This is a genomic window from Paraburkholderia sp. J10-1 (assembly GCF_905220165.1).
Classification (GTDB): domain Bacteria; phylum Pseudomonadota; class Gammaproteobacteria; order Burkholderiales; family Burkholderiaceae; genus Paraburkholderia.
This window is the reverse complement of the sequence record NZ_CAJMYW010000006.1, coordinates 112,933-137,891: the sequence shown is the minus strand read 5'-3', so window position 1 is coordinate 137,891 and position 24,959 is coordinate 112,933. Positions and strand designations below refer to the sequence as shown.

The following is a 24,959-nucleotide window of genomic DNA, read 5'->3' as shown; positions in this document are numbered from 1 at the left end:
TTACGCCACGCGGGCGGGCGCGTCGCCCAGAACGCGGGACAGCGCCACGCCTTTTGCCTGGTGGCCCTGTGTTCCGGCGTGTCTGCGCGGCGGCGGGCGGGCTTCCGTGTTGGCCGAACGGCCGACTGGTGCGCGAATCGCACTTATTTCATATTGGTAACGCTTGACGTTATTAACGAGGGGCGTTACTATTCATGCCGATTACTTCCTTTGCCTGCCGCGACACCGCGGCGCTTTTCGCCGGGCGACGCGTCGCCCGCTTCGTTGCCATTGAAACGGTCGCGATGCGCAAGCTGCAGCAGATCCACGCGGCCGCCACGCTCGCGTTCCTGAGGGCGCCGCCGGGTAACCGGCTGGAGAGTCTCTCCGCGGAGCTGGAAGGCTGGTACAGCATCCGCATCAACGGGCAGTGGCGCATCTGCTTTCATTTCGCGGGCGGCGAGGCATCGGATGTACGCATCGTGGACTATCACTGAGGAGCAAAACCATGGCACGTGAAGTACCGCTTGCCACACCGGGCGAGATTCTGAACGAAGAGTGGCTCAAGCCGATGGGCATCAGCCAGTACGCGCTGGCCAAGGCGATCGGCGTGCCGCCGCGCCGCATCAACGAGATCGTGCTCGGCAAGCGCGCCATCACGGCGGACACCGCAGTGCGCCTTGCGGTGTATTTCGGCACCGACGCGCGCAGCTGGATGGAATTGCAGGCGCACTACGACACGGAAATCGCGAGCGAAGCGCTGGCCGAGGTGCTCGCGCGCATCACGCCGCACGCGCGCGCCGTTCCCGCCTGAGCTGGTTTGCGGCGGGAGGGCGGCGGCGTCAGCGCAGGATCACGTCGTCGGCGAGCCCTTTTGTCAGTTCCAGCGCCTGGCGCTCGAACAGGCGCCGGTACAGGCCGTTCTCGCGGCGCACGAGCGCGTCGTGCGTGCCTTCCTCCGCTACGCGTCCGCGCTCGAGCACCAGCAGCCGGTCGAGCGCGCGCACGGTCGAAAGCCGGTGTGCGACAACCACGGTCGTGCGGCCCTCCATGAGTCGCTCCATGGCTTGCTGGATCAGCACTTCGCTTTCGCTGTCGAGACTCGAGGTCGCTTCGTCGAAGATCAGGATCGGTGCATTTGCGAGAAACGCGCGCGCGATCGCCACGCGCTGGCGCTCGCCGCCCGAGAGCTTCACGCCGCGTTCGCCCACGAGCGTGTCGTAGCCATGCGGCAGCGCCACGATGAAGTCGTGGGCGCTAGCAAGCTTCGCCGCGCGCTCGATTTCGGCGTGCGTGGCGCCTGGCCGGGCGTAAGCGATGTTCTCGGCAAGCGAGCGGTGGAACAGCACCGGCTCCTGCTGCACGATGGCGATCTGCGAGCGCAGCGACGCCTGCTGTACGCGCGCGATGTCCTGGCCGTCGATCGTGATGCGCCCTCCGGAAACGTCGTAAAGGCGCTGGATCAGCTTGATGAGCGTGGTCTTGCCGGAGCCCGAATGACCGACGAGGCCCACACGCTCGCCCGGTGCGATGCGTAGCGTGAGGTTCTCGTAAAGCGCCCTCGCGTCCGCGTTCGCGCCATAGCGGAACGTCATGTTCTCGAAGCGGATATCACCTTGATCTACGACGATCGGCGGCGCATCGGGCAGGTCTTCGATGCCGAGCGGCGCCGCGTCGAGCGAGACGAGCTCTTCCATGTCGTTGACCGAGCGCTGCAGGTTGCGCACGTGCATACCCACATCGCGCAGATAACCCTTGAGCAGGAAGAACAGCGTGAGCGCGAACGTAATGTCGCCCACGCTCGCGAGACCGCGTGCCCAAAGCAGCAGCGCTGCGCCGAGGATGGCCGCCTGCATGCCAACGAGCAGCGCGCCCTGCACGCCGCCATTGAGCGTGCCGCGCCGCCACGTGCGCCGCGTGCGGCTGCTCCACTTCGATACGACGCGCGCGAGCCGCGCTTCCTCGCGCGTTTCCGCGCCGAAGGCTTTCACGACGGCGTTGCACGAAATGGCGTCGGCGAGTGCGCCGCCCATCTTCGTGTCCCACTGGTTCGCGAGCCGAGCCGAGGGCGCAACGTAAAAGAGCGACAGCGAGACCGTGATCGCCAGATACGCCGCGGAGCCAAGGCCGACCACGAGGCCCATCACATGCCACTGCACCGCGAGCAGGATGGTCGAGCCGACCAGCATGACGAGCGACGGGAAGAGGGCAACGAGCAGCGTGTCGTTGAGCAGGTCGAGCGCCCACATGCCGCGCGTGACCTTGCGCACCGTGGAACCCGCGAAGCTGTTCGCGTGCCAGTCCGTCGAGAAGCGCTGCACGCGGTGAAAGGCCTGCGTGGCGATCTCGCTCATCATGCGCAGCGTCAGCGTGATGATGTTGCGGTACGCGGCCTGCCGCATGATCGTGCCGGCGAGCCCGAGCGCCGTGAGCGCCCAGAACGCGACGACCGCCGCATGCCATGCGGCGGCGCTGCTCGCGGCGCCGTCGTGGGTGAGGGCGTCGACGAGCTGGCCTGCGTAGTGCGGCGTAAGCACGTCCGCGAGCGCGCCGAGCAGCGAGGCGAGCGCCACGGCCGTCACGCGCGCAGGCTGGCGCGCCCAGTGCCGGAAGGTGAAGCCGAGGACCTTGCGGAACGTTTGTCCGCCCGATTCGGGTTTGTTATTTAGCTCTGTCATGGACAGCATGCTCCGGACGTGGCGCCCGAAGACTCTCCTGAAGGAAGCGTGAAGCGTTAAGACGGAAAACGGGACCAGCGCGCCCTGGCATGCGTTGCCGGACGGCCTGACCACGAATTCTCGGAAATACACGGCGCGGCGTTTGAAAACAGGCCGCGCGGGACGCGCTATGGCTGCGCTGGAAGCGGGAAGGTTGCGTGGCGAGACGCGACTTGCAACATCACCCGGACCATCGGCATGGCGGCGCTCGTTTCAATCGTTGCCAACTGTGCCTCCTTGTTCGATTCGGGTGACGGGAACGCGGCACGCCGTGCGGCGAGCGCGTAGGGAAAGGCTAGATTCTATCAGCGCCCCGGCGCGCGTGCTTGCGCGCGTCCGGGGCATGCATTGCGCTGGCTCAGCCGTTTTCAGTCTTGTGCGGCCGAACCGGCTGCCTTGTCGGCCGAGAGCATGCGCTCCACATACCGCGCAATCAGATCGATCTCGAGATTCACCTTCGTGCCAGCCTGAAGATGCTTGAGCGTGGTCACATCCACAGTGTGGGGGATCAGGTTGATCGAGAATTCGCAGCCGTCGGCGCGATCGTCGACCGAGTTGACCGTGAGGCTCACGCCGTTCACGGTGATCGAGCCCTTGTAGGCAAGATAGCGGCCGATTTCCGCCGGCGCGAGAATGCGCAGCTCGTGCGACTCGCCCACGGGCGCAAAGCGCGTGACGGTGCCAAGACCGTCCACGTGACCCGAGACGATGTGGCCGCCCAGACGGTCGTTTGCGCGCAGCGCCTTTTCGAGGTTCACTTCGCCGGCTGCCGCGAGGCCCACCGTGCGGTTCAGGCTTTCGCGCGACACATCGACGTCGAAGCTCGTTGCCGACTTCTCGATCACGGTCATGCACGCGCCCTGGATCGCGATGCTGTCGCCGAGCTGCACGTCGTCGAGGCCGAGGTCGCCCGCGTTGACGGTCAGGCGCACACCGGCGTCGGCTTCGGTGCCGAGCGGTTTGATCGATTCGATGCGGCCCACTGCCGCGACGATTCCGGTAAACATCGTGCTGTTCCTTGTATTCAGTGCATCAGTGAGGGTCAGGCGTCTTGCGTCGTGACGACGCGCGCAAGAATGCGCAGGTCGTTGCCGAGACGATCGACGGAATGAAATGCGAGGCGCGTGCGCTCGTCGAGCGTTGCGGGCGCGGCGATGTCGATCATGCCGAGCGAGTTCGTGCCGAGCAGCGACGGCGCCACGTACACGAGCAACTCATCCACGCAGCCTTCGCGCAGGAGCGACCCGTTGAGCTTGTAGCCGGCTTCCACGTGCAGCTCGTTCACGCCGCGCGCGGCGAGTTCCGAGAGCATGGCCGGCAGATCGACCTTGCCTTGATCGTTGCCAAGCGCAACGATTTCGGCGCCGCGCACGCGCAGCGCTTCGGCGCGTTCTTCGTTGCTCGCATCGAGCGCCGCGCAGAACACGAGTGTCGGCGCGCCCACGAAAATTTGCGCGAGCGGCGAGACGTCGAGCCGGCTGTCGATCAGCACGCGCTTGGGCTGGCGTGGCGTGTCGACGGCGCGCACGGTCATGCGCGGATCGTCTTCCTTCACCGTGCCGATACCCGTGAGAATGGCCGAGGCACGCGCACGCCAGGCGTGGCCGTCGGCGCGCGCGGCTTCGCCCGTGATCCATTGGCTTTCGCCCGAGGGCAGGCCGGTGCGGCCGTCGAGCGATGCGGCCACCTTCATGCGTACCCATGGGCGCTTGCGCGTCATGCGCGAAACGAAGCCGATGTTCAGCTCGCGCGCCTCGTTGGCGAGCAGCCCGCAGCGCACGTCGATACCCGCGTCGCGCAGGATCGACAGGCCGCGGCCCGACACGAGCGGGTTCGGGTCTTCCATCGCAGCGATGACGCGCCCGACCTTCGCCTCGATCAACGCGTTCGCACAGGGCGGCGTGCGGCCGAAGTGGCTGCACGGCTCGAGCGTCACATAGGCGGTCGCGCCGCGCAGGTCGTGGCCGCGCGCGCGGGCGTCCTTCATCGCCTGGATTTCGGCGTGATCCTGTCCTGCCGGCTGCGTGAAGCCCTCGCCAATCACCACGCCGTCTTTCACCAGCACGCAGCCCACGCGCGGGTTCGGGTCGGTCGTGTACAGGCCGCGCTGCGCGAGCGCGAGTGCACGCTCCATGTGGACGAAATCGGATTGCGAAAACATCGTCAGGCTTTCTCTCGGGCGGCGGTCAGGTGGTGGGCCGGCGGGCGCGTGGCGCGCCGGCTGTCGATAGCGTGAGGCCTTACTGCGTCACGTTTTCAGCCGCGGCTTCCGCTTCAAACGCGCTGCGCGCCGCGGCGATCGTCTCGTCGAGGATCGCATCGTCGTGAGCGCTCGAGACGAAGCCGGCCTCGTAGGCCGACGGCGCGAAGTAGACGCCCGCGTCCAGCATGCGGTGGAAGAAGCGGTTGAAGCGCGCGATGTCGCTCTTCGTGACTTCGGCGAAGCTGCCTGGCACCTTGTCCGCGAAATAGAGGCCGAACATGCCGCCCACCGAATCCGCCACGAACGGCACCTTCGCTTCGCCCGCGGCTGCCGTAAGCCCCTTCGCGAGACGTTCGGTCTTCGCCGTGAGCTGCTCGTAGAAGCCGGGCGCCTGGATGAGCTGCAGCGTTTTCAGACCCGCCGCGACCGCGATCGGGTTGCCCGAGAGCGTGCCCGCCTGGTACACCGTGCCGTTGGGCGCGAGGTGATCCATGATCTCGCGACGGCCGCCGAACGCGGCCGCCGGCATACCGCCGCCGATCACCTTGCCGAGGCACACCAGATCCGCTTCGACGCCGTAGAGCGCCTGCGCGCCACGCAGGCCGACGCGGAAACCGCACATCACTTCGTCGAAAATCAGCACGCTGCCGTGCTTCGCCGTGAGGCTGCGCAGCGTGTGGATGAATTCGGGCGTGGCCTTCACGAGATTCATGTTGCCGGCGACCGGCTCGATGATCACGGCGGCGATCTCGTCGCCGAACGCCTTGAACGCTTCTTCGAGCGCCGCGACGTTGTTGTATTCGAGCACCGTGGTGTGCTTCGCGATGTCCACGGGTACGCCGGCCGAAGTCGGGTTGCCGAACGTGAGCAGGCCCGAGCCCGCCTTCACGAGCAGGCTGTCGGCGTGGCCGTGGTAGCAGCCTTCGAACTTCACGATGCGATCGCGCTTCGTGAAGCCGCGCGCAAGACGCAGCGCGCTCATGGTCGCCTCGGTGCCGCTCGACACCATGCGCACTTGCTCCATCGACGGGACGATCTTGCAGATTTCCTCGGCGATCTCGATCTCGGCCTCGGTGGGCGCGCCAAACGAGAAGCCGTTCGCGAGCACGCGCTGCACGGCTTCGAGCACTTCCGGATGGACGTGGCCGACGATCATCGGGCCCCACGAGCCGATGTAGTCGATATAGCGCTTGCCTTCGGCGTCCCAGAAGTACGGCCCCTGCGCGCGCTCGATGAAGCGCGGCGTGCCGCCGACCGAGCGGAACGCGCGCACGGGCGAGTTCACGCCGCCCGGAATGGTGCGCTGGGCGCGTTCGAAGAGGGCTTCGTTGCGGTTCTGCGTGCTGGACTGGGTGCTGGACATGAGTGCTGGACCTGCGAAAGTGGTGTGGCGCGCGACCCTGACGAATGGGGCCGGCGTACGGACCCATGCGGCGCCGCATGGGCGCGGGCGATGGGGCTGTTCTCTCGAAATTGTACCGGAGTCGCGCGGATCGGGCCGGAGCCCCGGGTTGGCTCGGGGCACCTCCGGGCGGCCGGATTCAGCGCGTTGGCTGCCTGCGTTTGCGCGCTGGCGGCACGAGGTGCGGCGCCGTGTCGCGCGCTTCGACTTTGGCGGCTGCGCGTTTGCGGGCGGGCCGAATTGCACCCGGTGCGGGTGCATCGTTCGCCGCCGATGCCGCGTGCGCGTCGTGCCACGCCTGCATGGCCGCGAGCGCCGGCACCGGCATCGGCCGCCGCCCGGTCAACTCCGCCCAGCGCTTTTCCAGCGCGCCTTCGGCAACCGGCTTGATGACCGTGCCCGAACTCTGTGCGTCCCAGGTTTGGACTGAAAACGGATGCGCGCGTAAATCGTCGCGTGCGATGACGACTTCCTCGCCCGCGTCGACGACCCAGTCGTAGACGAAGTCGATGCACAGCCTGTAGCCGCGCTTGTACGCGGCGTCCGGCACCTCGTAGGGCGCGCGCGTGACGTAGCCGGAACCGAAGAGCCCGCGCGGCTCGGCGGCCACGCGGTGCAGGAACACCCGGTCGCCCGGCAGGATGCCGCGCGCGAAGCCGCATCCCCAGGTGTCGGCGACGGCTTCTCCGGCGCGCACGCGGCGCGCGAAGTCGGGCAGTTCGGGCCAGGGCCACTTCTTGGGGCTCCAGATGAGCAGGAAGGCGGTCATGTCGGCGACGTGGCAAGTTGAGCGAAAGCGGGCAGCTTAGCGCAAAGCCGCGGCGAAGCCGCATGCGGGGCGGCGAAGGGCGGATAAGGGGTGTCAGGTACAATTCGACGGCACCGCGTTGCCGTTTTGTCCGCTTGCGCAGCGACGGATGAAGCGGCCCATGACATCGAGACCGCGCGAGCCGCGCGCGCTCCGCCGCCCTACACACCATGTCCCATTCCCCGCGCCGCCGGCCCGATGGCCGGCTGATCCTGTTGCTGGGCGCACTCGCCGCCTGTGGCCCGCTCGCCACCGACATGTATCTGCCAAGCCTGCCTGCCATCGCGCAGTCGTTCGGCGTGAGTGCTGCCGCCGCGGCCTCGACGCTCACGAGCTTCATGGCCGGCTTCTCGATCGGCATGCTGCTCTACGGCCCGGTTTCCGACGCCTATGGGCGCCGCCCCGTCCTGCTCGGCGGCATCGCGCTCTTCACGCTGGCGAGCATTGCCTGCTGGCTCTCGTTCTCGGTAGGCGAACTCGTGGTCGTGCGTTTTCTGCAGGCGCTCGGCGCGGGCGCGGCCTCGGTGCTGTCGCGGGCTATCGCGCGCGACGCCCACGAGCCTTCCGACGCCGCCAAAGTCCTCTCGATGGTCGCGATCGTCACGGCGATCGGGCCGCTGCTCGCGCCGCTCATCGGTGGACAGTTGCTTTTGATCGGCGGCTGGCGCGTGGTGTTCGTCGTGCTCACGCTCTTCGGCCTTGCGTGCGCCGTGGCGGCCTACCTGCGCGTGCCTGAAACCTGGCCGCCGGAAAAGCGCGAAAGCGCAGCCGTGCTGCGCTCGTTCGCAGCTTACGGACGCTTGCTGCGCGATCCGCTTGTCTGGGGGCACATGCTCTGCGGCGGCATGGCGTTCGCCTCGATGTTCACCTATATCTCCGCCACGCCGTTCGTCTATATCGAGTACTTCCACGTTTCGCCGCAGCACTACGGGTTCTTCTTCGGCGCGAACGTGTTCGGCATCATGCTCGGCAACTTCCTCAACACGCGTTTCATCGGGCGTCTCGGCACGCTGCGCATGGTGTCGATGGCGTCAGGCGTGAGCATCGTTGCGTCGCTGTTCGTCGCGCTCATGTGCGTAACCGGCTGGGGCGGCCTGTGGTCGATCGTGTTCGGCCTCTTCTTCGTGGTGAGCGTGGTGGGGCTGCTCGGCGCGAACTGCGCGACCGATCTCATGTATCGCTATCCGAAGAACGCGGGCGCGGCAGCGGCGGTATTCGGCGCGACGCAGCTTGCTCTCGGCGCGCTCGCAAGCGCCGTGGTGGGCTGGTTCCCGGGTATCTCGCCGTTCGGCATGGGCGTGACGATCGGTGTGTGCGGCTTGATGACGTGGGTGGGGCGCGCGCTCGTCGTGAAGTGGCACGGCACGCCGGCGCCGGATACGGTGCAAACGGCCGCGCCGTGAGGGCGAAGTCGCGCAAAACGAAAATGGGACGCCGAGGCGTCCCATTTTTTATCGCTTGATTAAGCGGACTTCAGTCGCGCGCGGTAGGCGAGGCGCCATGGCTCAGCCAGTCGAGCACGGCCGAGGCGTCGTCGTCGGCATGCTCGCGTGCCTTTTCGACGGCGTTGCCGAGATCCGCATCGGGCGAAGCGCGGCGAATCGCGACGCCCACCGCGAGGATGTCGATCATCAGCAAATGCAGAATGCGCGAGATCATCGAAAGCTGCGACTCGCGCATCTCGATGTGATCGGTTTCGAGCGCCACGGTCGCGCGCTTGGCGAGCGGCGTGTTGCTCGACGTGATGGCGATCACCTTCGCACCGGCCTGCATCGCGACGTCGAGCACGCGCAGCAGTTCCGGCGCGCGGCCCGATTTCGACACGGCCACGATCACGTCGCCCTTGCCGAGCAGCGCGGCGGAAGCGGCCTGCATGTACAGGTCGCCATAGGCGATGGTCGGGATACCGAAGCGGAAGAACTTGTAGTGCGCGTCCTGCGCGACGATGTGCGAGTTGCCGAGACCATAGAACTCGATGCGGCGCGCGCCGTTGAGCAGCGTGATCGCGTTCTCGACCTGCTCGAAGTTCAGGTGTTCGCGCAGTTGCAGGATGGCCGAGACGGTGTTGTCGAGCACCTTGGCGCCGAAGTCGGTCGCGGTGTCGCCCAGATGCACCTGGCTGTGGCTCACCGGAATCGTGCCGGTCAGGCCCGTGGCGAGCTTGAGCTTGAAGTCCGAGAGGCCCTGGCAGCCCAGCGAGCGGCAGAAGCGGATGACCGTGGGCTGGCTCACGTCGGCCTTGCGCGCAATATCGACGATCGGATCGTTGATGATCGAGCGCGGATGGTTGAGCGCGAGGTCGGCCACACGGCGCTCGGCGGGCGTGAGCGCGTCGCGCATCTGGCGAATGCGTTCGAACACGGCCGACGATCCGCCGCCCGCGCGATTCGAAAGCTGCTCCGCGAGAATGGCCGACACGCCGAGGAACGCCGGATACTCCGCCGTGATGACGTAGGTGGGCACGTTCGCGAGATAGGTGTCGAAGCGGCCTTTCGACTCGAAGCGCTGACGGAACGACGAGCGCGTGAACAGATCGCCCAGGCGCGGCACCACGCCGCCGCCGATATAGATGCCGCCGAGCGAACCGAGCGTCATCGCGATGTTGCCCGCGAAGCTGCCGAGAATGCCGCAGAAGCATTCGACGGTCTCGAGCGCGAGCGCTTCGCCTTCGTGTGCGCGCTTCACGACTTCGGCCGGGTTGAGGTCCGCGGACACCTTCTTCTTGTCGCGTGCGGCGAGCGCGCGATAGATGAGCTCGACGCCGGGCCCCGCGCATACGCGCTCGAACGACACATGCGGCCACTTCTTGCGTGCGAACTGCAGCACGATGTCTTCGCGCTCGTCCTGCGGCGAAAAGCTGGCGTGGCCGCCTTCGCTGCCGAGCGCGATCCAGCGGTCGTCGGCGGGAATGAGACCCGAGACGCCCAGACCCGTGCCCGGACCGAGCAGGCCGATCACGCTGTTCTGGCGGCGCTGGCCGCCGCCCACCTGCACGCGCTGCGAGTCGGTCAAGCCGGGCAGCGCCATGGCGAGCGCGGTGAAATCGTTGACGACCAGCAGCGTGTCGAAGCCGAGCGCGCGGCGCGTGGCTTCGATCGAGAAGGTCCAGTCGTGATTGGTCATGCGCACCTGGTCGCCGTCGACCGGATTCGCAATGGCGATGGCCGCATGATTCACGCGGCCGATCTTGTTGTCCTTCAGGTATTGCTGGATCACTTCCGCAACGCCCGGATACTGCGCGCACGGATACACGCGCACCTGGCCGATCTCGCCAGGACCCGTTTCCAGCGCGAAGCGCGCGTTGGTTCCGCCGATGTCGGCGAGCAGCCTCGGACCGTCGGCGTGCTGGCCTGCGCCAGGGGCGTTTTTATTAGGCGCACCAGTAGACATCGAGTCTCACTCCCTTGTCGTTCGCCAGCTTCGAGATGGCGTTGTTTTGTTCGGCCGCGGCGGCCTGTTGCAGCACTTCGAGCTTGCGCTGTCCCGCGATCAGCAGGAACAGCCGGTCGACCTGGCGCAGCGCCTGCATCGACCACGAAACGCGCGCGTGCGGCGCGGCCTGCGGATGCACGGCCACGAATGGGCGCGCCGTGGTGATCGCCTCGTGCCATTCGGGGGCGTCGGCGAAAATCGAGGCCGTGTGGCCATCCTCGCCCATGCCGAGCACGGCGACGTTCGGAAGCTTGCGGGCCGGGTCGGCGTTGAGCGCGGCGACGTGCGCGTCGAGATCCTGCGCCACATCGACGAGCGGCAGGAAGCGCGCGTTGGCCGCTTCGTGCGTGAGCAGCGTCTCGCGCGCGAGGCGCGCGTTGCTCGCGGAGTCGGTGTCGCTCACCCAGCGGTCGTCGACGAGCGTGACGTCGATGTGTGCCCAGTCGAAGCGGTGCGTCGACAGGGTCTCGAGGAAGGGGCGCGGGCTCGTGCCGCCGGAGACGGCAAGCGTTGCACGGCGCACGGCAGTACCGGGCGCCGCTTGCTGAGCGGCGAGCGACGCATGTAGCGCGTCGCCCACGGCTCGCGCCAGCGCGTCGGATTGGACGCGCGGGTCGTCGAATACGTGAAGCTCGATCACTTCTCCTCCATGCTGCTTTTTTGTAGGTCTACAGGGTCGTTCATCTGTCCGGTCCGACTTCGCGCTCGCGGTGCGCGAAGCCATGCAATGCCATCAGTTCTCTTCTTCGAGCCAGCAGGTGCCGTGCTGCGCGAGCATCGCGCTTGCCGCCGCCGGCCCCCACGTGCCGGCCGCGTACGGCTTGGGCGCACGCGGCGAAGCCGCCCACTCGTTCAGGATCGGCTCGACCCACGTCCACGCCGCTTCCTGCTCGTCGCGGCGCACAAAGAGGGCGAGGCGGCCGTTGATCACGTCGAGCAGCAGGCGCTGGTAAGCCTCCATCTGCCCTTCGCGGAAGAACTGGTCGAACGCGAGATCCAGATGCACGCTCGCGAGATTCATGCCTTCGCCGGGCTGCTTCGCGAGGCAGTAGAGGCGGATGTTCTCGTTCGGCTGCAGGCGGATCACGAGGCGGTTCGCACCGGGACGCAGCGCCGGCGCGCCGAGCGCCGAATGCGGCACCGGGCGGAAGTTCACGACGATCTCGGCCACGCGGTCGGCAAGACGCTTGCCGGTGCGCAGGAAGAAGGGCACGCCCGCCCAGCGCCAGTTCTCGATCTCCACCTTCAGCGCCACGAAGGTCTCGGTGTGGCTTTCGGGCTTCACGCCATGCTCGGTCGCATAGCCCGGCACCGCCTGGCCGCGGATCACGCCCGCGTGATATTGCCCACGCACCGCAACCTTGCTGATGTCGAGCGGGTTGATCGGCTTGAGTGCACGCAGCACGCGCAGCTTCTCGTCACGCACCGAATCCGAATCCATCGAATGCGGCGGTTCCATGGCGACGATCGAGAGCAGCTGCAACAGGTGATTTTGCACCATGTCGCGCAGCGCGCCAGTGTTGTCATAAAAATCGCCGCGCGCTTCCACGCCCAGTTCTTCGGCAATCGTGATCTGGATGCTCTCGACCCACTCGCGGCGCCACAGCGGCTCGAAGAGCGCGTTGCCGAAGCGCAGCGCGAGCAGGTTCTGCACCGGTTCCTTGCCGAGGTAATGGTCGATCCGGTAGATCTGGCCTTCGGCGAAGATCTCGCCCACGGCGTCGTTGATCGCATTGGACGACTTGAGGTCGTAGCCGAGCGGCTTTTCCAGCACGATGCGCGAGTTCTCGTTCAGACCGACGGCGGCGAGCGCGCGGCAGATCGGCACGAAGAGGGACGGGCCCGTAGCCAGATAGAACACACGAATGCCGGGCAACGACGCAATGCCGTCGCGCAAGTGAGTGAAGTCTTCGGCGCGCGAGAGGTCGAGCTTCACGTAGACGATGCGCTCGAGGAAGCTCGCCCACGCGTTGTTGTCGAAGCCGCCGTTCTTCGTCACATGCGGCTTGACGTGCTCGTCGACCCACTGGATGTACGCCGCGCGATCCTCTTCGTGGCGCGCGACGCCCACGATCTTGCCCGACTCCGCGAGCATGCCTGAACGGTGCGCTTCATACAGGGCCGGGAGAATCTTGCGCATCGACAGGTCGCCGGTGGCGCCGAAGAGCACGAACGTGAAACCTGAATCGATCTGGTTTTGCATGAGTCTCAGTCAGAGTCCTGGGGGGCCGCTGCAGGGTACATCGGGAGCCCATCGATGTGGGCGATCGGGCGGCCGTAGTCCGATAAAATTTTTTTTGACACTGAATTGTAGTTTAACTACAATCCAAATCAAGAGGTAACGTTCATTCGATGAAAAAAGCGTGAAACGCAGCCAGCAAGGCGGTTTGCGCGGTTTCGCGAGCGGACGGAATGCCCCCTCATGTTAACGGAGAACCACGCGGGACTCAGCCGGCTTGCCAGTGAGTCGTGCGCCCGGTTCACCAGCGTGCGGAGGCTTCAAGGCCGTGTGACGCAAGCGGCGCCTCGGCCGGCCAGGTGGCCGGTGAAAATCAAAAGAGGAGACAGTCAAGTTGCATTCAGATCCACTCATCTCTTGAGCGTCCTGCGGCCGGTAACCGGCACGCGGCCCGCGCGCATCTAACGAAAAGCACGCGCGCGCGGCACTCCGGCGCCCGTCCGTCCAGTGTTTTGCCTGTTTTGCCTGTTTGACCAACCACCGCACCCTGGCGATCAGGGGCCAATCGTTTTTTGTTCAGGTGTCTGGAGGAGATAAGCAATGAAATTCCGCGCGATCATGGGCGCCCTGTGCGCAGCAGGTCTGTTGGGCGGCGTCGCCACGGCGCAAGCAGCCGAGTCTCTCGAAGTGCTGCACTGGTGGACCTCGGGCGGCGAGTCGAAGGCCGTTGGCGTGCTCAAGGACGACATGACGAAGCAGGGTTATGTGTGGAAGGACTTCGCGGTCGCCGGTGGCGCGGGCGCGGCGGCCATGACCGCACTGAAGACCCAGGTGATCTCGGGCAATGCGCCTTCGGCAGCCCAGATCAAGGGTCCGCTGATCCAGGAATGGGCCGAGCAAGGCGTGCTGGTGCCGATCGACCCCGTCGCAGGCGACTGGAAGGCCAACCTCCCGCCGCAGATCGACAAGATCATGCACGCAGACGGCCACTACGTCGGCGCACCGTTCTCGGTGCACCGCGTGAACTGGGTCTGGATCAACAAGGCCGCGCTCGACAAGGTGGGCGGCAAGGCGCCGACCACGTGGCCGGAATTCTTCGCGCTGGCTGACAAATTCAAGGCCGCGGGCATCCAGCCGGTCGCAGCCGGCGGTCAGCCGTGGCAAGACCTGACGCTGTGGGAAGACGTGGTCCTCTCGCAGGGCGCGGACTTCTACAAGAAGGCGCTCGTCGACCTCGACCAGAAGACCCTCACGTCGCAGCAGATGGTCGGCGTGTTCGACACGGTCCGCAAGATCGAGTCGTACATGGATAACGCCCGCACGGGCCGCGACTGGAACCTCGCCACGGCCATGGTCATCAACGGCAAGGCCGGCATGCAGTTCATGGGCGACTGGGCAAAGGGCGAGTTCGCGAGCGCGAACAAGCAGCCGGGTACGGACTACGTTTGCGCAGCAGTGCCGGGCACCGCAAAGGCCTACACTTTTAACGTCGACTCGTTCGTGTTCTTCCAGCAGAAGGGCCAGAAGGCGGCAACGGCGGGTCAGCTCGCGCTCGCCAAGACGATCATGAGCCCGGAATTCCAGGAGCAGTTCAGCCTGTACAAGGGTTCGATCCCGGTGCGCCTGGGCGTGGACATGAGCAAGTTCGACGACTGCGCCAAGAAGTCGTATGCGGATGAGCAAACCGCGATCAAGGCCGGCGGCTATGTGCCGTCGCTCGCGCACGGTATGGCTCAGCCGGACGCGACGGCCGGTGCGATCACCGACGTCGTGACGAAGTTCATGAACTCGAACCAGGATTCGAAGAGCGCGGTGGAAGCGCTCGCGAAGGCTGCGAAGACGAAGTGAGCGAAGTGAGCGTAGAAGGTTAGTGCTGTAAGACGGGGTGCGCCACACGTGGCGCACCCCGGGCATGACGGTTCACCCTCTGAACCCCATCATCGTGCGGAAGATGTTTTCGCACCGTACCAGGAGTTGCGCAGTGACTGCTTCTCTTAGCGGCAACGGCAAGGCTGCTACGCCTGCTACCCGCCGCGCGTCGCCGATGGCGGCGCTCGCAGACCGCTGGATCCCGAAGCTGGTGCTTTCGCCCAGCATTCTGATCAGCCTTGTATTCGTCTACGGCTTTATCCTCATCACCGGCTACCTGTCGCTGTCGACTTCGCGACTGATGCCGCGCTATGACTTCGCGGGTCTCGACCGCTATCGCGAGCTGTTCTCCAACGACGTCTGGTGGACGTCGGCGCAGAACCTCGGATGGTTCGGCATCCCGTTCATCGCGATTTGCGTGGCACTCGGGCTGTTCCTCGCGATCCTGCTCGACCAGCAGATCCGTCAGGAAGGCGCGTTGCGCGCGGTGTTCCTCTATCCGATGGCGCTGTCGTACATCGTGACGGGCACGGCATGGCAATGGATTTTCAATCCGGACCTCGGCATTCAACAGGTGATGCACAGCATCGGCTGGACGAGCTTCCAGCTCGACTGGCTCAACAACCCGGACCGCGCCATCTTCTGTATCGTGGTCGCCGCCGTGTGGCAATCCACGGGCTTTTGCATGGCGTTGTTCCTCGCCGGCCTGCGCGGTGTCGATAGCGAAATCTTCAAGGCGGCCCAGGTGGACGGCGCGACGCTGCCCACGATCTACCGCAAGATCGTGATCCCCAGCATGCGTCCGGTGTTTTTCTCCGTGCTGCTGATCCTGTGCCACATCACGATCAAGACGTTCGACCTGGTTGTCGCGCTCACCGCGGGCGGCCCGGGTACGTCGTCGTCGCTGCCGGCCATCTTCATGTACACGTTTTCGTTCAACCGCGGGCAGCTCGGCGTCGGCGCAGCTTCGTCGATGATGATGCTCGCCACTGTCGTGGCCGTGCTCGTGCCGCTCATGTATCTGGAATCGAGGAGCACGCGCAATGCAGCCTAAGATGACTGTGAGCCGCGTGGTCGTGTACGCGGCGCTGATCCTGTTCGCGCTGTACTTCCTGTTCCCGCTCTACGTGATGCTGTCGACGTCGTTCAAGTCGCTCGACCAGATTCACACGGGCACCATGCTCTCGCTGCCTACGAGCCCGACCTTCGCGCCGTGGATCAAGGCGTGGAGCGAAGCGTGTACCGGCGTGCGCTGTGACGGCATGCAGCCGTTCTTCATGAACTCGGTGAAGATGGTGATTCCGGCTGTGCTGATCTCGTCGATCATCGGCGCGTTCAACGGCTACGTGCTCACGCACTGGCGCTTTCGCGGCGCGGACGCGCTCTTCACGATGCTGCTGGTGGGCTGCTTCATTCCGTTCCAGGCCATCCTGCTGCCGATGGCGCGTCTCGAAGGCTTCCTCGGCCTGTCGAACACGATTGGCGGTCTGGTGCTGGTGCACGTCGTGTACGGTATCGCGTTCACCACGATGTTCTTCCGCAACTTCTACGTGAGCGTGCCCGCTGAACTCGTGAAGGCCGCGCGCATCGACGGCGCCGGTTTCTTCATGATCTTCACGCGCATCATGATGCCGATCTCGCTGCCCATTTTCATGGTGTGCCTGATCTGGCAATTCACGCAGATCTGGAATGACTTCCTGTTCGGTATCGTGTTCTCGGGTGTCGATTCGATGCCGATCACGGTGGCGCTGAACAATCTCGTGAACACGTCCACGGGCGTGAAGGAATACAACGTCGACATGGCCGGCGCGATCATCGCCGCGCTGCCCACGCTGCTCGTCTACGTCATCGCCGGCCGCTACTTTGTGCGCGGTCTCACGGCGGGCGCGGTGAAGGGCTAAGAAGCTCTATTCGATTAAAAGGATTCATAGCATGGCAAGCCTTTCCATTCGCGACGTCTACAAGACCTACCCGAACGGGGTCCCCGTCCTCAAGGGCGTGAACATCGACATCGAAGACGGCCAGTTCCTGATTCTGGTCGGCGGCTCGGGTTGCGGTAAGTCGACGCTGCTCAACATGATCGCGGGTCTCGAAACCGTGACCAAGGGCGAGATCTGCATGGACGGCAAGGTGGTGAACAACCTCTCGCCGAAAGATCGCGATATCGCAATGGTGTTCCAGTCGTACGCGCTCTATCCGTCGATGACGGTGCGCGAGAACATCTCGTTTGGCCTGAACATCCGCAAGGTGCCGAAGTCGGAACAGGCACAGATCGTCGACCGCGTGTCGAGCATGCTGCAGATCCAGCATCTGCTCGACCGCAAGCCGGGCCAGCTTTCGGGCGGCCAGCGCCAGCGCGTGGCGATGGGCCGCGCGCTCGCACGCGACCCGATCATGTTCCTGTTCGACGAACCGCTCTCGAACCTCGACGCCAAGCTGCGTATCGAGATGCGCTCGGAAATCAAGCTGCTGCATCAGCGCGTGGGCAAGACGATTGTCTATGTGACGCACGACCAGATCGAAGCGATGACGCTCGGCGACCGTATCGCGGTCATGAAGGACGGCATCGTGCAGCAGTTCGGCGCGCCGCAGGACATTTACGACTCGCCGTCGAACCTGTTCGTCGCGGGTTTCATCGGCGCACCGCCGATGAACTTCATCGAAGGCAAGCTGGTGGAGCAGGGCTCGGGCGTCGGCATCGAACTCGACACGGGCGTGGCGCGCAACGTGCTGAACCTGCCGCTGTTCGACGCGAACAAGCTGCGCAGCTACATCGGCCAGGAAGTGGTGCTGGGCCTGCGCCCTGAGCGCATCACCGACGCGCGCAGCTCGCACGACGGCCATGGCCACGAACTGCAGCGCCATTCGGTGAAGGTCGACGTGATCGAGCCGACCGGTCCGGACACGCTCGTGTTCGCGCAGGTCAACGGCAAGCGTATCGTGAGCCGCGTGCACCCGGGCTCGAACCCGCAGCCGCTCAACAGCATGGAGCTGCTGTTCGACGTTTCGAAGGCCGTGCTGTTCGACCCGAAGACGGAAGCGCGCATCGCCTGATCTTCGTTCGCCAGATAGTGCTGGCGCGATAAAAAACCCCGTTGCTGCTCACGCAGCCAACGGGGTTTTTTCATGTCGACACGCCGATAACGGGTTCGGTCAGGGCGCGTGATGATGATGCTGTCCGTGCCCGACCGGATGCGGCTGCAACAGCACGAGCACCGCACCCGCGCCGCCGTCGTGCGGCCGCGCCTGGCAGAACGCGATCACTTCTTCCTTCTGCACGAGCCACGCGCGCACCTTGCCCTTGAGCACCGGCTCCTTGCCGACCGACCCGAGGCCCTTGCCGTGGATCACGCGCACGCAGCGCAGCCCGCGCTTGCCTGCTTCGCGGATGAAGTTCTGCAGCGCCTCGCGCGCCTCTTCGCGGCGCATGCCGTGCAGGTCGAGCTGCGCCTGCACGATCCACGTGCCGCGCCGCAGCTTCTTGACGACTTCTTCGGTCACGCCGGGGCGGTGGTAGTACAGCGAGTCGTCGGTGTCGAGCAGCGCTTCCGGGTCGAATTCGTCGGAGATCGCTTCGTGCAGCACGGCCTGCTCGTCCAGGCGCGTTTGCAGCGGCAGCGGCACGGGGGCTTCGCGGCGCGGCTGCGCGCGAGCCGGCTGCTTGAGCGGCGCGATCTGGCCGATCTCGCGGCGAAAGAGGTCGCTGTCGGCGGCGGCTTCGACGCGCGCCGCCTGCGCGGCCACGCGTTCGCGCTCGCGCTGACGGGTTTGCACCTTAAGCGCGTCGCGCAGGCTGCCGAGGCCGGCGAAGCCGGAAGCCGCCTTGCCGGGCACGCCGTCGTCCGCTGCGGGGGCAGGCGTGGGCGCCGGCGTAGGGCGTACGGAGGCGGGGCGCTTGGGCTCGCCCGGATGGGGCACGTTCTTGGGCATGGCGAAAGACGCTGGGTAAATCGGCTGGGTGAATCGTTGGCTGCGCGCGAACCGTCGCAAAAGCAAAGGGCCGCCGGCTGGCTGGCCGCGGCCCTCGTTGCTGCTGCGCCGCCGGGCTTCAGACCGCTATTTTAGCGGCGTGGCGCCCCGCGCGTTTGCGTACCGCCCGATCGAAGTGTCGGGCGGCACACCGTTCGCTGATTAGCGTTCGGCTTCGGCGCTCATCACATGCGCCTGGCCCAGCTCGTTCACGGTCTCGAGGTAGCGCTGCGCGTCGAGTGCGGCCATACAGCCCGTACCCGCGCTCGTGATCGCCTGGCGGTAGACGTGATCCTGCACGTCGCCGGCCGCGAACACGCCCGGCACGCTCGTGCCGGTGGCGTTGCCGTTCAGGCCGCCGTTCGTGATGATGTAGCCGTTCTTCATCTCGAGCTGGCCTTCGAAGATGTCCGTGTTCGGCTTGTGGCCGATCGCGACGAACAGACCCTGCAGATCGAGATCGGTCGATTCGCCCGTCTTCACGTTCTTGATGCGCAGGCCGTTCACGCCGCCTTCGTTGCCCTTCACTTCGTCGAGCACGTGATCCCACTTGATGTCGACCACGCCTTCCTTTTCCTTTTCCAGCAGGCGGTCGATCAGGATCGGCTCGGCGCGGAACTTGTCGCGGCGGTGAATGACCGTGACCTTCTTCGCAATGCCGGAGAGGTACAGCGCTTCTTCAACGGCCGTGTTGCCGCCGCCGATCACGGCGACGTGCTGGTTGCGGTAGAAGAAGCCGTCGCAGGTCGCGCAGGCCGAGACGCCGCGGCCCATGTACAGCTCTTCGCTCGGCAGGCCGAGGTATTGCGCCGACGCGCCGGTCGCGATGATGAGCGAGTCGCAGGTGTACTCGGCCGAGTCGCCGATCAGGCGGATGGGCTTTTCATTGAGCTTGGCCGTGTGGATGTGATCGAACACGATTTCCGTGTTGAAACGCTCGGCGTGCTCGAGAAAACGCTGCATCAGCTCGGGGCCTTGCACGCCGTTCGGGTCTGCGGGCCAGTTTTCGACGTCGGTCGTCGTCATGAGCTGGCCGCCTTGGGCGAGGCCGGTGACGAGCAGCGGCGAAAGGTTCGCGCGCGCCGCATAGACGGCTGCCGTGTAGCCGGCGGGGCCGGACCCGAGAATCAGAACTTTGGCGTGTTTGGTTGCAGACATGATCGAATTCCGTAGAAAGACGCTGCGTGGCGCGATATATCGGGCGGCCGGCTCAGGTGCGGCCGGCCTGGGCGCGCCCGGCGTTGTGGCGGGGCTCACGCATGTAGTTGGGCATCAGCCCGCAATTATAAAGGCGGGGGAAGACGGCCGCTCGATGAAGCTTACTGATCGCAGCGATAGCCTGGGTGCTGTCGCGGCGCGCGCAGGGCGGCGGATCGCCGCATCTGGCGCAGCCTGGCGCCGCCCCCACACCGTTGTCAGTTACCGTCATTTACAGCGTGGGGCCGCCGGGGCCGAAACAACGCGTTTACAATAGGCCGGATCGGACGACGGCGGCCGCGCCCGTCTGCCCGGGGTTTCGGGCACACGGAAGCACTGGCGGACCGCAAACGCATCAAGAATCAGCCCAGGATTCAATGGCCAAAGCTCCTTATTCCGCGCAGGCGCAGGCATTGCCTCACCGCATGTCGCGCCTTTTCACCGAAATTCGCTGGATCCTGCAGGTCGCGCTAGGCGTGTTCCTGCTGATGGCGCTTATCAGCTACAGCCGCCACGACCCGAGCTGGACGCACGCGGCCCAGGTCGACCACATCTCGAACTGGGCGGGACGCGTCGGCGCGCGCGTCTCGGACATCCTGCTGCTGCTGTTCGGCCTGTCCGCCTACTGGTGGATCGTGCTGCTCGCGCGCCTCATCTCGGCGAACTATCAGCGCATCACGCGCAACGAGGCGATTGCCGACGATGACGACGACAAGCCGCGCGACATCAGCTGGGTCGCCGAAGCCTTGTCGTTCGTGCTCGTCATGCTGTCGAGCTGCGGCATCGAGGCGCTGCGCATGTGGTCGCTCAAGGTGCAATTGCCTCAGGCGCCCGGCGGCGTGGTGGGCGGGGCGGTGGCGCGCGGCGTTTCGCACGCACTCGGCTTCACGGGTGGCACGCTCGCGCTGTTGCTCGCGCTCGCGATCGGCCTTTCGCTCTATTTCCGCTTTTCGTGGCTTTCGGTTGCCGAAAAAGTCGGCGAATCCATCATCAACGCCGTGACCATGGCCAGACTGCGCCGCGAGGCGGGCCGCGACCGCAAGCTCGGCGAAGCGGCGGCCGTGAAGCGCGAAGGCAAGGTCGAGCGCGGCCGCGTGAAGATCGAGGAGCACGAGCCGGTCACGATCGTGCCGCCGGTGGTCACGCCGCAGCGCTCCGAGCGCGTGGAAAAAGAGCGCCAGGTGCCGCTCTTCAAGGACCTGCCGGGCGACTCCACGCTGCCGGCGATCTCGCTGCTCGACCCGGCTGCGGCCACCCAGGAAACCATCTCCGACGACACGCTCGAATTCACCTCGCGCCTGATCGAGAAGAAGCTCAAGGACTTTGGCGTGGACGTGGCCGTGGTGGCCGCGTATCCGGGCCCGGTCGTCACGCGCTACGAGATCGAACCGGCCACGGGCGTGAAGGGCAGCCAGATCGTGAACCTCGCGAAGGACCTTGCGCGTTCGCTCTCGCTCGTCTCGATCCGCGTGGTGGAAACGATTCCGGGCAAGAATTTCATGGCGCTGGAGTTGCCGAACCAGCGCCGCCAGACCGTGCGCCTTTCCGAGATTCTCGGCTCGGCGGTCTATGCCGACGCGCCTTCGGCGCTCACCATGGGCCTTGGCAAGGATATCGGCGGCAAGCCGGTTTGCGCCGATCTCGCGAAGATGCCCCACTTGCTCGTGGCCGGCACGACCGGCTCGGGCAAGTCGGTGGGGATCAACGCGATGATCCTCTCGCTGCTGTATAAGGCGAGCGCCGAGCAGGTCCGCATGATCCTCATCGACCCGAAGATGCTCGAAATGAGCGTCTATGAGGGCATTCCGCATCTGCTCTGCCCGGTCGTGACCGACATGCGCCAGGCCGGCAACGCGCTGAACTGGACCGTGGCCGAGATGGAGCGCCGCTACAAGCTCATGAGCAAGCTTGGCGTGCGCAATCTCGCGGGCTACAACAACAAGATCGAAGAGGCGAACAAGCGCGAGGAGAAGATCCCGAACCCGTTCAGCCTCACGCCGGACGATCCGGAGCCGTGCCAGAAGCTGCCGCATATCGTCGTCGTGATCGACGAACTCGCCGACCTCATGATGGTGGTCGGCAAGAAGGTCGAAGAGCTGATCGCGCGTATCGCGCAAAAGGCGCGTGCGGCGGGCATTCACCTGATTCTCGCGACGCAGCGCCCGTCGGTGGACGTGATTACGGGTCTCATCAAGGCCAACGTGCCCACGCGCATGGCGTTCCAGGTGTCGTCGAAGATCGACTCGCGCACGATTCTCGACCAGATGGGCGCCGAGTCGCTGCTCGGCATGGGCGACATGCTCTACCTGCCGCCGGGCTCGGGCATGCCCGTGCGCGTGCATGGCGCGTTCGTCTCCGACGACGAGGTGCACCGCGTCGTCGAGAAGCTCAAGGAGCAGGGCGAGCCGAACTATATCGAGGGCATCCTCGAAGGCGCGGTGGGAGGCGAGGGCGACGAGGGTACGGCTGCGGGAACCAGCGGCACCGGCGACGAGTCCGATCCGCTGTACGATCAGGCCGTCGAAGTGGTCATCAAGAATCGCCGCGCGTCGATCTCGCTCGTGCAGCGGCACTTGCGCATCGGCTACAACCGCGCGGCGCGGCTGCTCGAACAGATGGAGCAATCCGGGCTCGTTTCGGCGATGTCGTCGAGCGGCAACCGCGAGATCCTCGTGCCCAACCGCGGCGACGCCGACTAGGCCACGCCGCGCCTGGCCGCCGCTTTGCCAACCTTTCCGGCATTTCCGGCGGCCAAAGACACACCTCTTGGAGAACGATAGATGCAGTATCCGGCTGGACTTCCGACCCGCTTTGCGCGCACCGCGCGCCGCATGCTGTTCCTTGCGCTTGGCGCGTCGGTCCTGATGGTCTCGCAGGCGTATGCGAGCGGCACCGATCAACTGAAGCAGTTCGTCTCGCAGGTCCACTCCGCGCGCGGCAGCTTCGTGCAGCGCGAACTGAAGGCGCCTTCGGGTGCGAAGAACGCCAGCGACGCCATTGCCACGGCCACGCTGAACGCCAAGACGTCGAGCGGCACATTCGTGTTCGCGCGGCCCGGCAAGTTCATCTGGTCGTACGAGAAGCCGTATCAGCAGCTGCTGCAGTCGGACGGCGACAACCTCTACGTCTACGACAAGGACCTGAACCAGGTGACCGAGCGCAAGCTCGGCGGCGCGCTCGGCGCGAGCCCGGCGGCGATCCTGTTCGGCAGCAACGATCTCGACAAGAACTTCACGCTCTCGGATGCGGGCGTGAAGAACGGCATCGACTGGCTGGAGCTGATTCCGAAGTCGAAGGACACGCAGTTCAAGAGTGTGGGCATCGGCTTTCGCGACGGCAACCTCGAAGCCATGGAACTGCACGATGTGTTCGGCAACGTGACGCTGCTCACGTTCTCCAACATCGAAAAGAACCCGTCGCTGCCGGCTTCGACCTTCAAGTTCGTGCGGCCGCAAGGCGCCGATCTGATCACGGGCGGCTCGAACTAACGCGCCTCACGCCATGTGAAAACGGGCGGCTCGTTGCGGGCCGCCCGTTTTACTTTGTGTGCGCCAGGTAATCAGGCGGCGAACCGGATCACCCCGTCCGCGCCGGTCGAGCGCGTGACCTTGCCCGCGAGCCACAGCAAGTTCAGGTGCGCGAGCGCTTCGCCCATGGCGAAGGTCATCTGGTGGATGTCGAGCTCGCGCTTGAACATCATCGGCACGATGTCGGCGGCGCTTTGCGGCGCTCGCTCGCAGGCTTCCATCACTTCGGCAAGGCGGGCGTCATGGTGCGCGCGCAGCTGCGCGATACGTGTGCGCACGCCCCTGAACGGCTTGCCGTGCGAGGGCAGCACGAGCGTGTTTTCGGGCAGCGTTTCGTAGCGGCCGAGCGATTCGAGGTACAGGCCGAGCGGATTGCCTTCCGGCTCCATGTCGAACACGGAGACATTGGTCGAGATGCGCGGCAGCACCATGTCGCCGGAGATCAGCACGCCGGTTTCCTCGCAAAAAAGGGCGCAGTGCTCGGGCGAATGGCCGTAGCCCGTGATGACGCGCCAGCCGCGCCCGCCGATCGCCACCGTATCGGCTTCGCGCAGGCGGCGATACTGCGTGGGCAGCGCGGGAACGAGGCTGCCGTAATAGCCGCGGCGGTTGCGCAGCTTGTCGAGCGACGCTTCGTCCGTGAGGCCGTGGCGCGCGAAATGGCGCGCCGCGCCTTCGCCGCCCGCGTTCGAGCCGTCGCCGGCGGCCATCACGCGGGCCTGCATGTATTCGCCGAGCGTGGCCCACAGGCGCACGTCCCAGCGTGCCTTGTCGCCGCCCGCGCAAATCCAGTGAGCAAGGCCGATATGGTCGGGATGGCAATGCGTGACGAGCACGCGCAGCACCGGCAGGCCTTCCAGCTGGTTCTCGAACACCGCTTCCCAGCGTTCCTTGATGGTGTCGTTGGTGATGCCGCAGTCCACCACGGTCCAGCCTTGCTGGCCGTCGATCTCGTCGCGCAGCAGCCACAGGTTGATGTGGTCGAGCGCGAACGGCAGCGGCATGCGCAGCCATTTCACGCCGGGCGCGACGTCGAAGGCAAGGCCAGGCTCCGGCAGGGTGTCGGCGTAGGGATAGTCGAGTTGGTGTTCGAGGGCGTTCATTGTGGGTGTCTTCTCCTGTCTCGCCGGTTGCGCAACCGCGTACTTGACGATAACGTAAACGTCGATTCTATCGTTCCTCGCGCTGTCGTGCAGACCACAGCCGGGCCAGCCGCCTTCCGCACATCATGACGACCCAGTACACGATTACCGAACTTGCCCGGGAATTCGACGTAACGCCGCGCGCGATCCGCTTCTACGAGGACCAGGGCCTCCTTGCGCCGAGCCGCGAAGGCGCGGGGGGGCTGAAGCGCGTCTTTTCGGGGCGCGATCGCACGCGGCTCAAGCTGACGCTGCGCGGCAAGCGGCTCGGCTTCACGCTTTCGGAGATCCGCACGCTGCTCGACCTCTACGAGTCGCCGACCGACACGCTCCCGCAGCTCCAGGCGTTCCTCGACACGGTGGTCCATCACCGCGAGATACTCGAGCGCCAGCGCGCGGACCTTGACGCGACGCTCGAAGACCTCGCGCAGTACGAGACCCAGGCGCGCGCGTTGCTCGACCGGAATGCGGCGCACGAGAGCGCGGCGCACGAAAGCGGCGCTCCCGCGAAAACCTGACGCCCGCGCTTGCGAAA

The 24,959-nt window shown here is 65.7% G+C and carries 21 protein-coding genes; 10 read left to right on the top strand and 11 right to left on the bottom strand.

What is annotated here, in order from left to right; translation table 11 throughout:
* The first annotated feature begins 194 nt into the window (after nt 1-194).
* The gene (locus U5A65_RS20200; protein WP_321947112.1) at nt 195-476 is read left to right on the top strand and encodes a type II toxin-antitoxin system RelE/ParE family toxin; all 282 of its coding nucleotides are present in this window, start codon (nt 195-197) and stop codon (nt 474-476) included.
* An 11-nt stretch (nt 477-487) separates the two neighbouring features.
* A complete protein-coding gene (locus U5A65_RS20195) occupies nt 488-793 on the top strand; it encodes a HigA family addiction module antitoxin (protein ID WP_321913927.1) in 306 nt (101 codons plus the stop codon).
* 28 nt (nt 794-821) lie between these two features.
* Here the strand turns inward: U5A65_RS20195 and U5A65_RS20190 are convergent, their stop codons facing one another.
* The 5 genes from U5A65_RS20190 to U5A65_RS20170 all read right to left on the bottom strand — a co-directional run bounded on the left by U5A65_RS20190 (nt 822) and on the right by U5A65_RS20170 (nt 7,070).
* Nucleotides 822-2,657 (bottom strand): ABC transporter ATP-binding protein, encoded by a 1,836-nt coding sequence (locus U5A65_RS20190; RefSeq protein WP_321947110.1) that lies wholly within the window; start codon nt 2,655-2,657, stop codon nt 822-824.
* A gap of 407 nt (nt 2,658-3,064) precedes the next feature.
* A complete protein-coding gene (locus tag U5A65_RS20185; protein ID WP_321947108.1) occupies nt 3,065-3,703 on the bottom strand; it encodes a riboflavin synthase in 639 nt (212 codons plus the stop codon).
* 35 nt (nt 3,704-3,738) lie between these two features.
* A complete protein-coding gene (gene ribD / locus U5A65_RS20180; RefSeq protein WP_321913924.1) occupies nt 3,739-4,857 on the bottom strand; it encodes a bifunctional diaminohydroxyphosphoribosylaminopyrimidine deaminase/5-amino-6-(5-phosphoribosylamino)uracil reductase RibD in 1,119 nt (372 codons plus the stop codon).
* Between the two features lie 79 nt (nt 4,858-4,936).
* A complete protein-coding gene (hemL, locus tag U5A65_RS20175; RefSeq protein WP_321947106.1) occupies nt 4,937-6,262 on the bottom strand; it encodes a glutamate-1-semialdehyde 2,1-aminomutase in 1,326 nt (441 codons plus the stop codon).
* A 178-nt stretch (nt 6,263-6,440) separates the two neighbouring features.
* Nucleotides 6,441-7,070, bottom strand: a complete 630-nt coding sequence (locus tag U5A65_RS20170; protein WP_321947105.1) for a hypothetical protein — start codon at nt 7,068-7,070, stop codon at nt 6,441-6,443.
* 209 nt (nt 7,071-7,279) lie between these two features.
* Here U5A65_RS20170 and U5A65_RS20165 point away from each other — a divergent pair, with 209 nt between their 5' ends.
* Entirely contained in the window at nt 7,280-8,512 is a 1,233-nt protein-coding gene (locus U5A65_RS20165; RefSeq protein WP_321947103.1) for a Bcr/CflA family multidrug efflux MFS transporter, read from the top strand.
* Between the two features lie 70 nt (nt 8,513-8,582).
* On the opposite strand, the gene U5A65_RS20160 is transcribed toward U5A65_RS20165, so the two are convergent.
* From U5A65_RS20160 to zwf, 3 genes are all read right to left on the bottom strand, one after another.
* Nucleotides 8,583-10,499: a bifunctional transcriptional regulator/glucokinase gene (locus tag U5A65_RS20160; protein WP_321947101.1), complete on the bottom strand. Its 1,917-nt coding sequence runs from the start codon at nt 10,497-10,499 to the stop codon at nt 8,583-8,585.
* The gene (gene pgl / locus U5A65_RS20155; protein ID WP_321913919.1) at nt 10,480-11,181 is read right to left on the bottom strand and encodes a 6-phosphogluconolactonase; all 702 of its coding nucleotides are present in this window, start codon (nt 11,179-11,181) and stop codon (nt 10,480-10,482) included. Before pgl ends, U5A65_RS20160 begins: the two co-directional genes overlap by 20 nt.
* Nucleotides 11,182-11,274: 93 nt before the next feature.
* Nucleotides 11,275-12,744 (bottom strand): glucose-6-phosphate dehydrogenase, encoded by a 1,470-nt coding sequence (gene zwf, locus U5A65_RS20150; protein ID WP_321947099.1) that lies wholly within the window; start codon nt 12,742-12,744, stop codon nt 11,275-11,277.
* A gap of 576 nt (nt 12,745-13,320) precedes the next feature.
* Here zwf and U5A65_RS20145 point away from each other — a divergent pair.
* The 4 genes from U5A65_RS20145 to U5A65_RS20130 all read left to right on the top strand — a co-directional run bounded on the left by U5A65_RS20145 (nt 13,321) and on the right by U5A65_RS20130 (nt 17,643).
* On the top strand, nt 13,321-14,568 hold the full coding sequence (locus U5A65_RS20145; protein ID WP_321947097.1) for an ABC transporter substrate-binding protein: 1,248 nt from the start codon (nt 13,321-13,323) through the stop codon (nt 14,566-14,568).
* A 133-nt stretch (nt 14,569-14,701) separates the two neighbouring features.
* Nucleotides 14,702-15,643 carry a sugar ABC transporter permease gene (locus tag U5A65_RS20140; protein WP_321913916.1) on the top strand — a complete coding sequence of 314 codons (942 nt, stop codon included), beginning with the start codon at nt 14,702-14,704 and terminating at the stop codon, nt 15,641-15,643.
* Nucleotides 15,633-16,490, top strand: coding sequence for a carbohydrate ABC transporter permease (locus U5A65_RS20135; protein WP_321913915.1), 858 nt, complete (start codon nt 15,633-15,635; stop codon nt 16,488-16,490). Before U5A65_RS20140 ends, U5A65_RS20135 begins: the two co-directional genes overlap by 11 nt.
* Before the next feature lie 31 nt (nt 16,491-16,521).
* Nucleotides 16,522-17,643: a sn-glycerol-3-phosphate ABC transporter ATP-binding protein UgpC gene (locus U5A65_RS20130; RefSeq protein ID WP_321913914.1), complete on the top strand. Its 1,122-nt coding sequence runs from the start codon at nt 16,522-16,524 to the stop codon at nt 17,641-17,643.
* 99 nt (nt 17,644-17,742) lie between these two features.
* On the opposite strand, the gene U5A65_RS20125 is transcribed toward U5A65_RS20130, so the two are convergent.
* The gene (locus U5A65_RS20125; RefSeq protein WP_321913913.1) at nt 17,743-18,519 is read right to left on the bottom strand and encodes a Smr/MutS family protein; all 777 of its coding nucleotides are present in this window, start codon (nt 18,517-18,519) and stop codon (nt 17,743-17,745) included.
* 201 nt (nt 18,520-18,720) lie between these two features.
* A complete protein-coding gene (gene trxB, locus U5A65_RS20120; protein ID WP_321935123.1) occupies nt 18,721-19,716 on the bottom strand; it encodes a thioredoxin-disulfide reductase in 996 nt (331 codons plus the stop codon).
* 416 nt (nt 19,717-20,132) lie between these two features.
* On the opposite strand from trxB, the gene U5A65_RS20115 reads away from it, so the two are divergent.
* A complete protein-coding gene (locus tag U5A65_RS20115; protein WP_321913911.1) occupies nt 20,133-22,454 on the top strand; it encodes a DNA translocase FtsK in 2,322 nt (773 codons plus the stop codon).
* A gap of 81 nt (nt 22,455-22,535) precedes the next feature.
* A complete protein-coding gene (lolA, locus tag U5A65_RS20110; RefSeq protein ID WP_321913910.1) occupies nt 22,536-23,243 on the top strand; it encodes an outer membrane lipoprotein chaperone LolA in 708 nt (235 codons plus the stop codon).
* A 71-nt stretch (nt 23,244-23,314) separates the two neighbouring features.
* Here lolA and U5A65_RS20105 read toward each other — a convergent pair whose 3' ends face one another.
* A complete protein-coding gene (locus U5A65_RS20105; RefSeq protein ID WP_321913909.1) occupies nt 23,315-24,385 on the bottom strand; it encodes an MBL fold metallo-hydrolase in 1,071 nt (356 codons plus the stop codon).
* Between the two features lie 125 nt (nt 24,386-24,510).
* On the opposite strand from U5A65_RS20105, the gene U5A65_RS20100 reads away from it, so the two are divergent.
* Nucleotides 24,511-24,942: a MerR family DNA-binding transcriptional regulator gene (locus tag U5A65_RS20100; protein WP_321913908.1), complete on the top strand. Its 432-nt coding sequence runs from the start codon at nt 24,511-24,513 to the stop codon at nt 24,940-24,942.
* Nucleotides 24,943-24,959: the final 17 nt, after the last annotated feature.

What these genes read in the sequence shown, in the direction of transcription:
- U5A65_RS20200 (WP_321947112.1), top strand. Translation starts at nt 195, where the DNA reads ATGCCGATTACTTCCTTTGCCTGCCGCGACACCGCGGCGCTTTTCGCC.
- U5A65_RS20195 (WP_321913927.1), top strand. Translation starts at nt 488, where the DNA reads ATGGCACGTGAAGTACCGCTTGCCACACCGGGCGAGATTCTGAACGAA.
- U5A65_RS20190 (WP_321947110.1), bottom strand. Translation starts at nt 2,657, where the DNA reads ATGACAGAGCTAAATAACAAACCCGAATCGGGCGGACAAACGTTCCGC.
- U5A65_RS20185 (WP_321947108.1), bottom strand. Translation starts at nt 3,703, where the DNA reads ATGTTTACCGGAATCGTCGCGGCAGTGGGCCGCATCGAATCGATCAAA.
- ribD (WP_321913924.1), bottom strand. Translation starts at nt 4,857, where the DNA reads ATGTTTTCGCAATCCGATTTCGTCCACATGGAGCGTGCACTCGCGCTC.
- hemL (WP_321947106.1), bottom strand. Translation starts at nt 6,262, where the DNA reads ATGTCCAGCACCCAGTCCAGCACGCAGAACCGCAACGAAGCCCTCTTC.
- U5A65_RS20170 (WP_321947105.1), bottom strand. Translation starts at nt 7,070, where the DNA reads ATGACCGCCTTCCTGCTCATCTGGAGCCCCAAGAAGTGGCCCTGGCCC.
- U5A65_RS20165 (WP_321947103.1), top strand. Translation starts at nt 7,280, where the DNA reads ATGTCCCATTCCCCGCGCCGCCGGCCCGATGGCCGGCTGATCCTGTTG.
- U5A65_RS20160 (WP_321947101.1), bottom strand. Translation starts at nt 10,499, where the DNA reads ATGTCTACTGGTGCGCCTAATAAAAACGCCCCTGGCGCAGGCCAGCAC.
- zwf (WP_321947099.1), bottom strand. Translation starts at nt 12,744, where the DNA reads ATGCAAAACCAGATCGATTCAGGTTTCACGTTCGTGCTCTTCGGCGCC.
- U5A65_RS20145 (WP_321947097.1), top strand. Translation starts at nt 13,321, where the DNA reads ATGAAATTCCGCGCGATCATGGGCGCCCTGTGCGCAGCAGGTCTGTTG.
- U5A65_RS20135 (WP_321913915.1), top strand. Translation starts at nt 15,633, where the DNA reads ATGCAGCCTAAGATGACTGTGAGCCGCGTGGTCGTGTACGCGGCGCTG.
- U5A65_RS20130 (WP_321913914.1), top strand. Translation starts at nt 16,522, where the DNA reads ATGGCAAGCCTTTCCATTCGCGACGTCTACAAGACCTACCCGAACGGG.
- U5A65_RS20125 (WP_321913913.1), bottom strand. Translation starts at nt 18,519, where the DNA reads ATGCCCAAGAACGTGCCCCATCCGGGCGAGCCCAAGCGCCCCGCCTCC.
- trxB (WP_321935123.1), bottom strand. Translation starts at nt 19,716, where the DNA reads ATGTCTGCAACCAAACACGCCAAAGTTCTGATTCTCGGGTCCGGCCCC.
- U5A65_RS20115 (WP_321913911.1), top strand. Translation starts at nt 20,133, where the DNA reads ATGGCCAAAGCTCCTTATTCCGCGCAGGCGCAGGCATTGCCTCACCGC.
- lolA (WP_321913910.1), top strand. Translation starts at nt 22,536, where the DNA reads ATGCAGTATCCGGCTGGACTTCCGACCCGCTTTGCGCGCACCGCGCGC.
- U5A65_RS20105 (WP_321913909.1), bottom strand. Translation starts at nt 24,385, where the DNA reads ATGAACGCCCTCGAACACCAACTCGACTATCCCTACGCCGACACCCTG.
- U5A65_RS20100 (WP_321913908.1), top strand. Translation starts at nt 24,511, where the DNA reads ATGACGACCCAGTACACGATTACCGAACTTGCCCGGGAATTCGACGTA.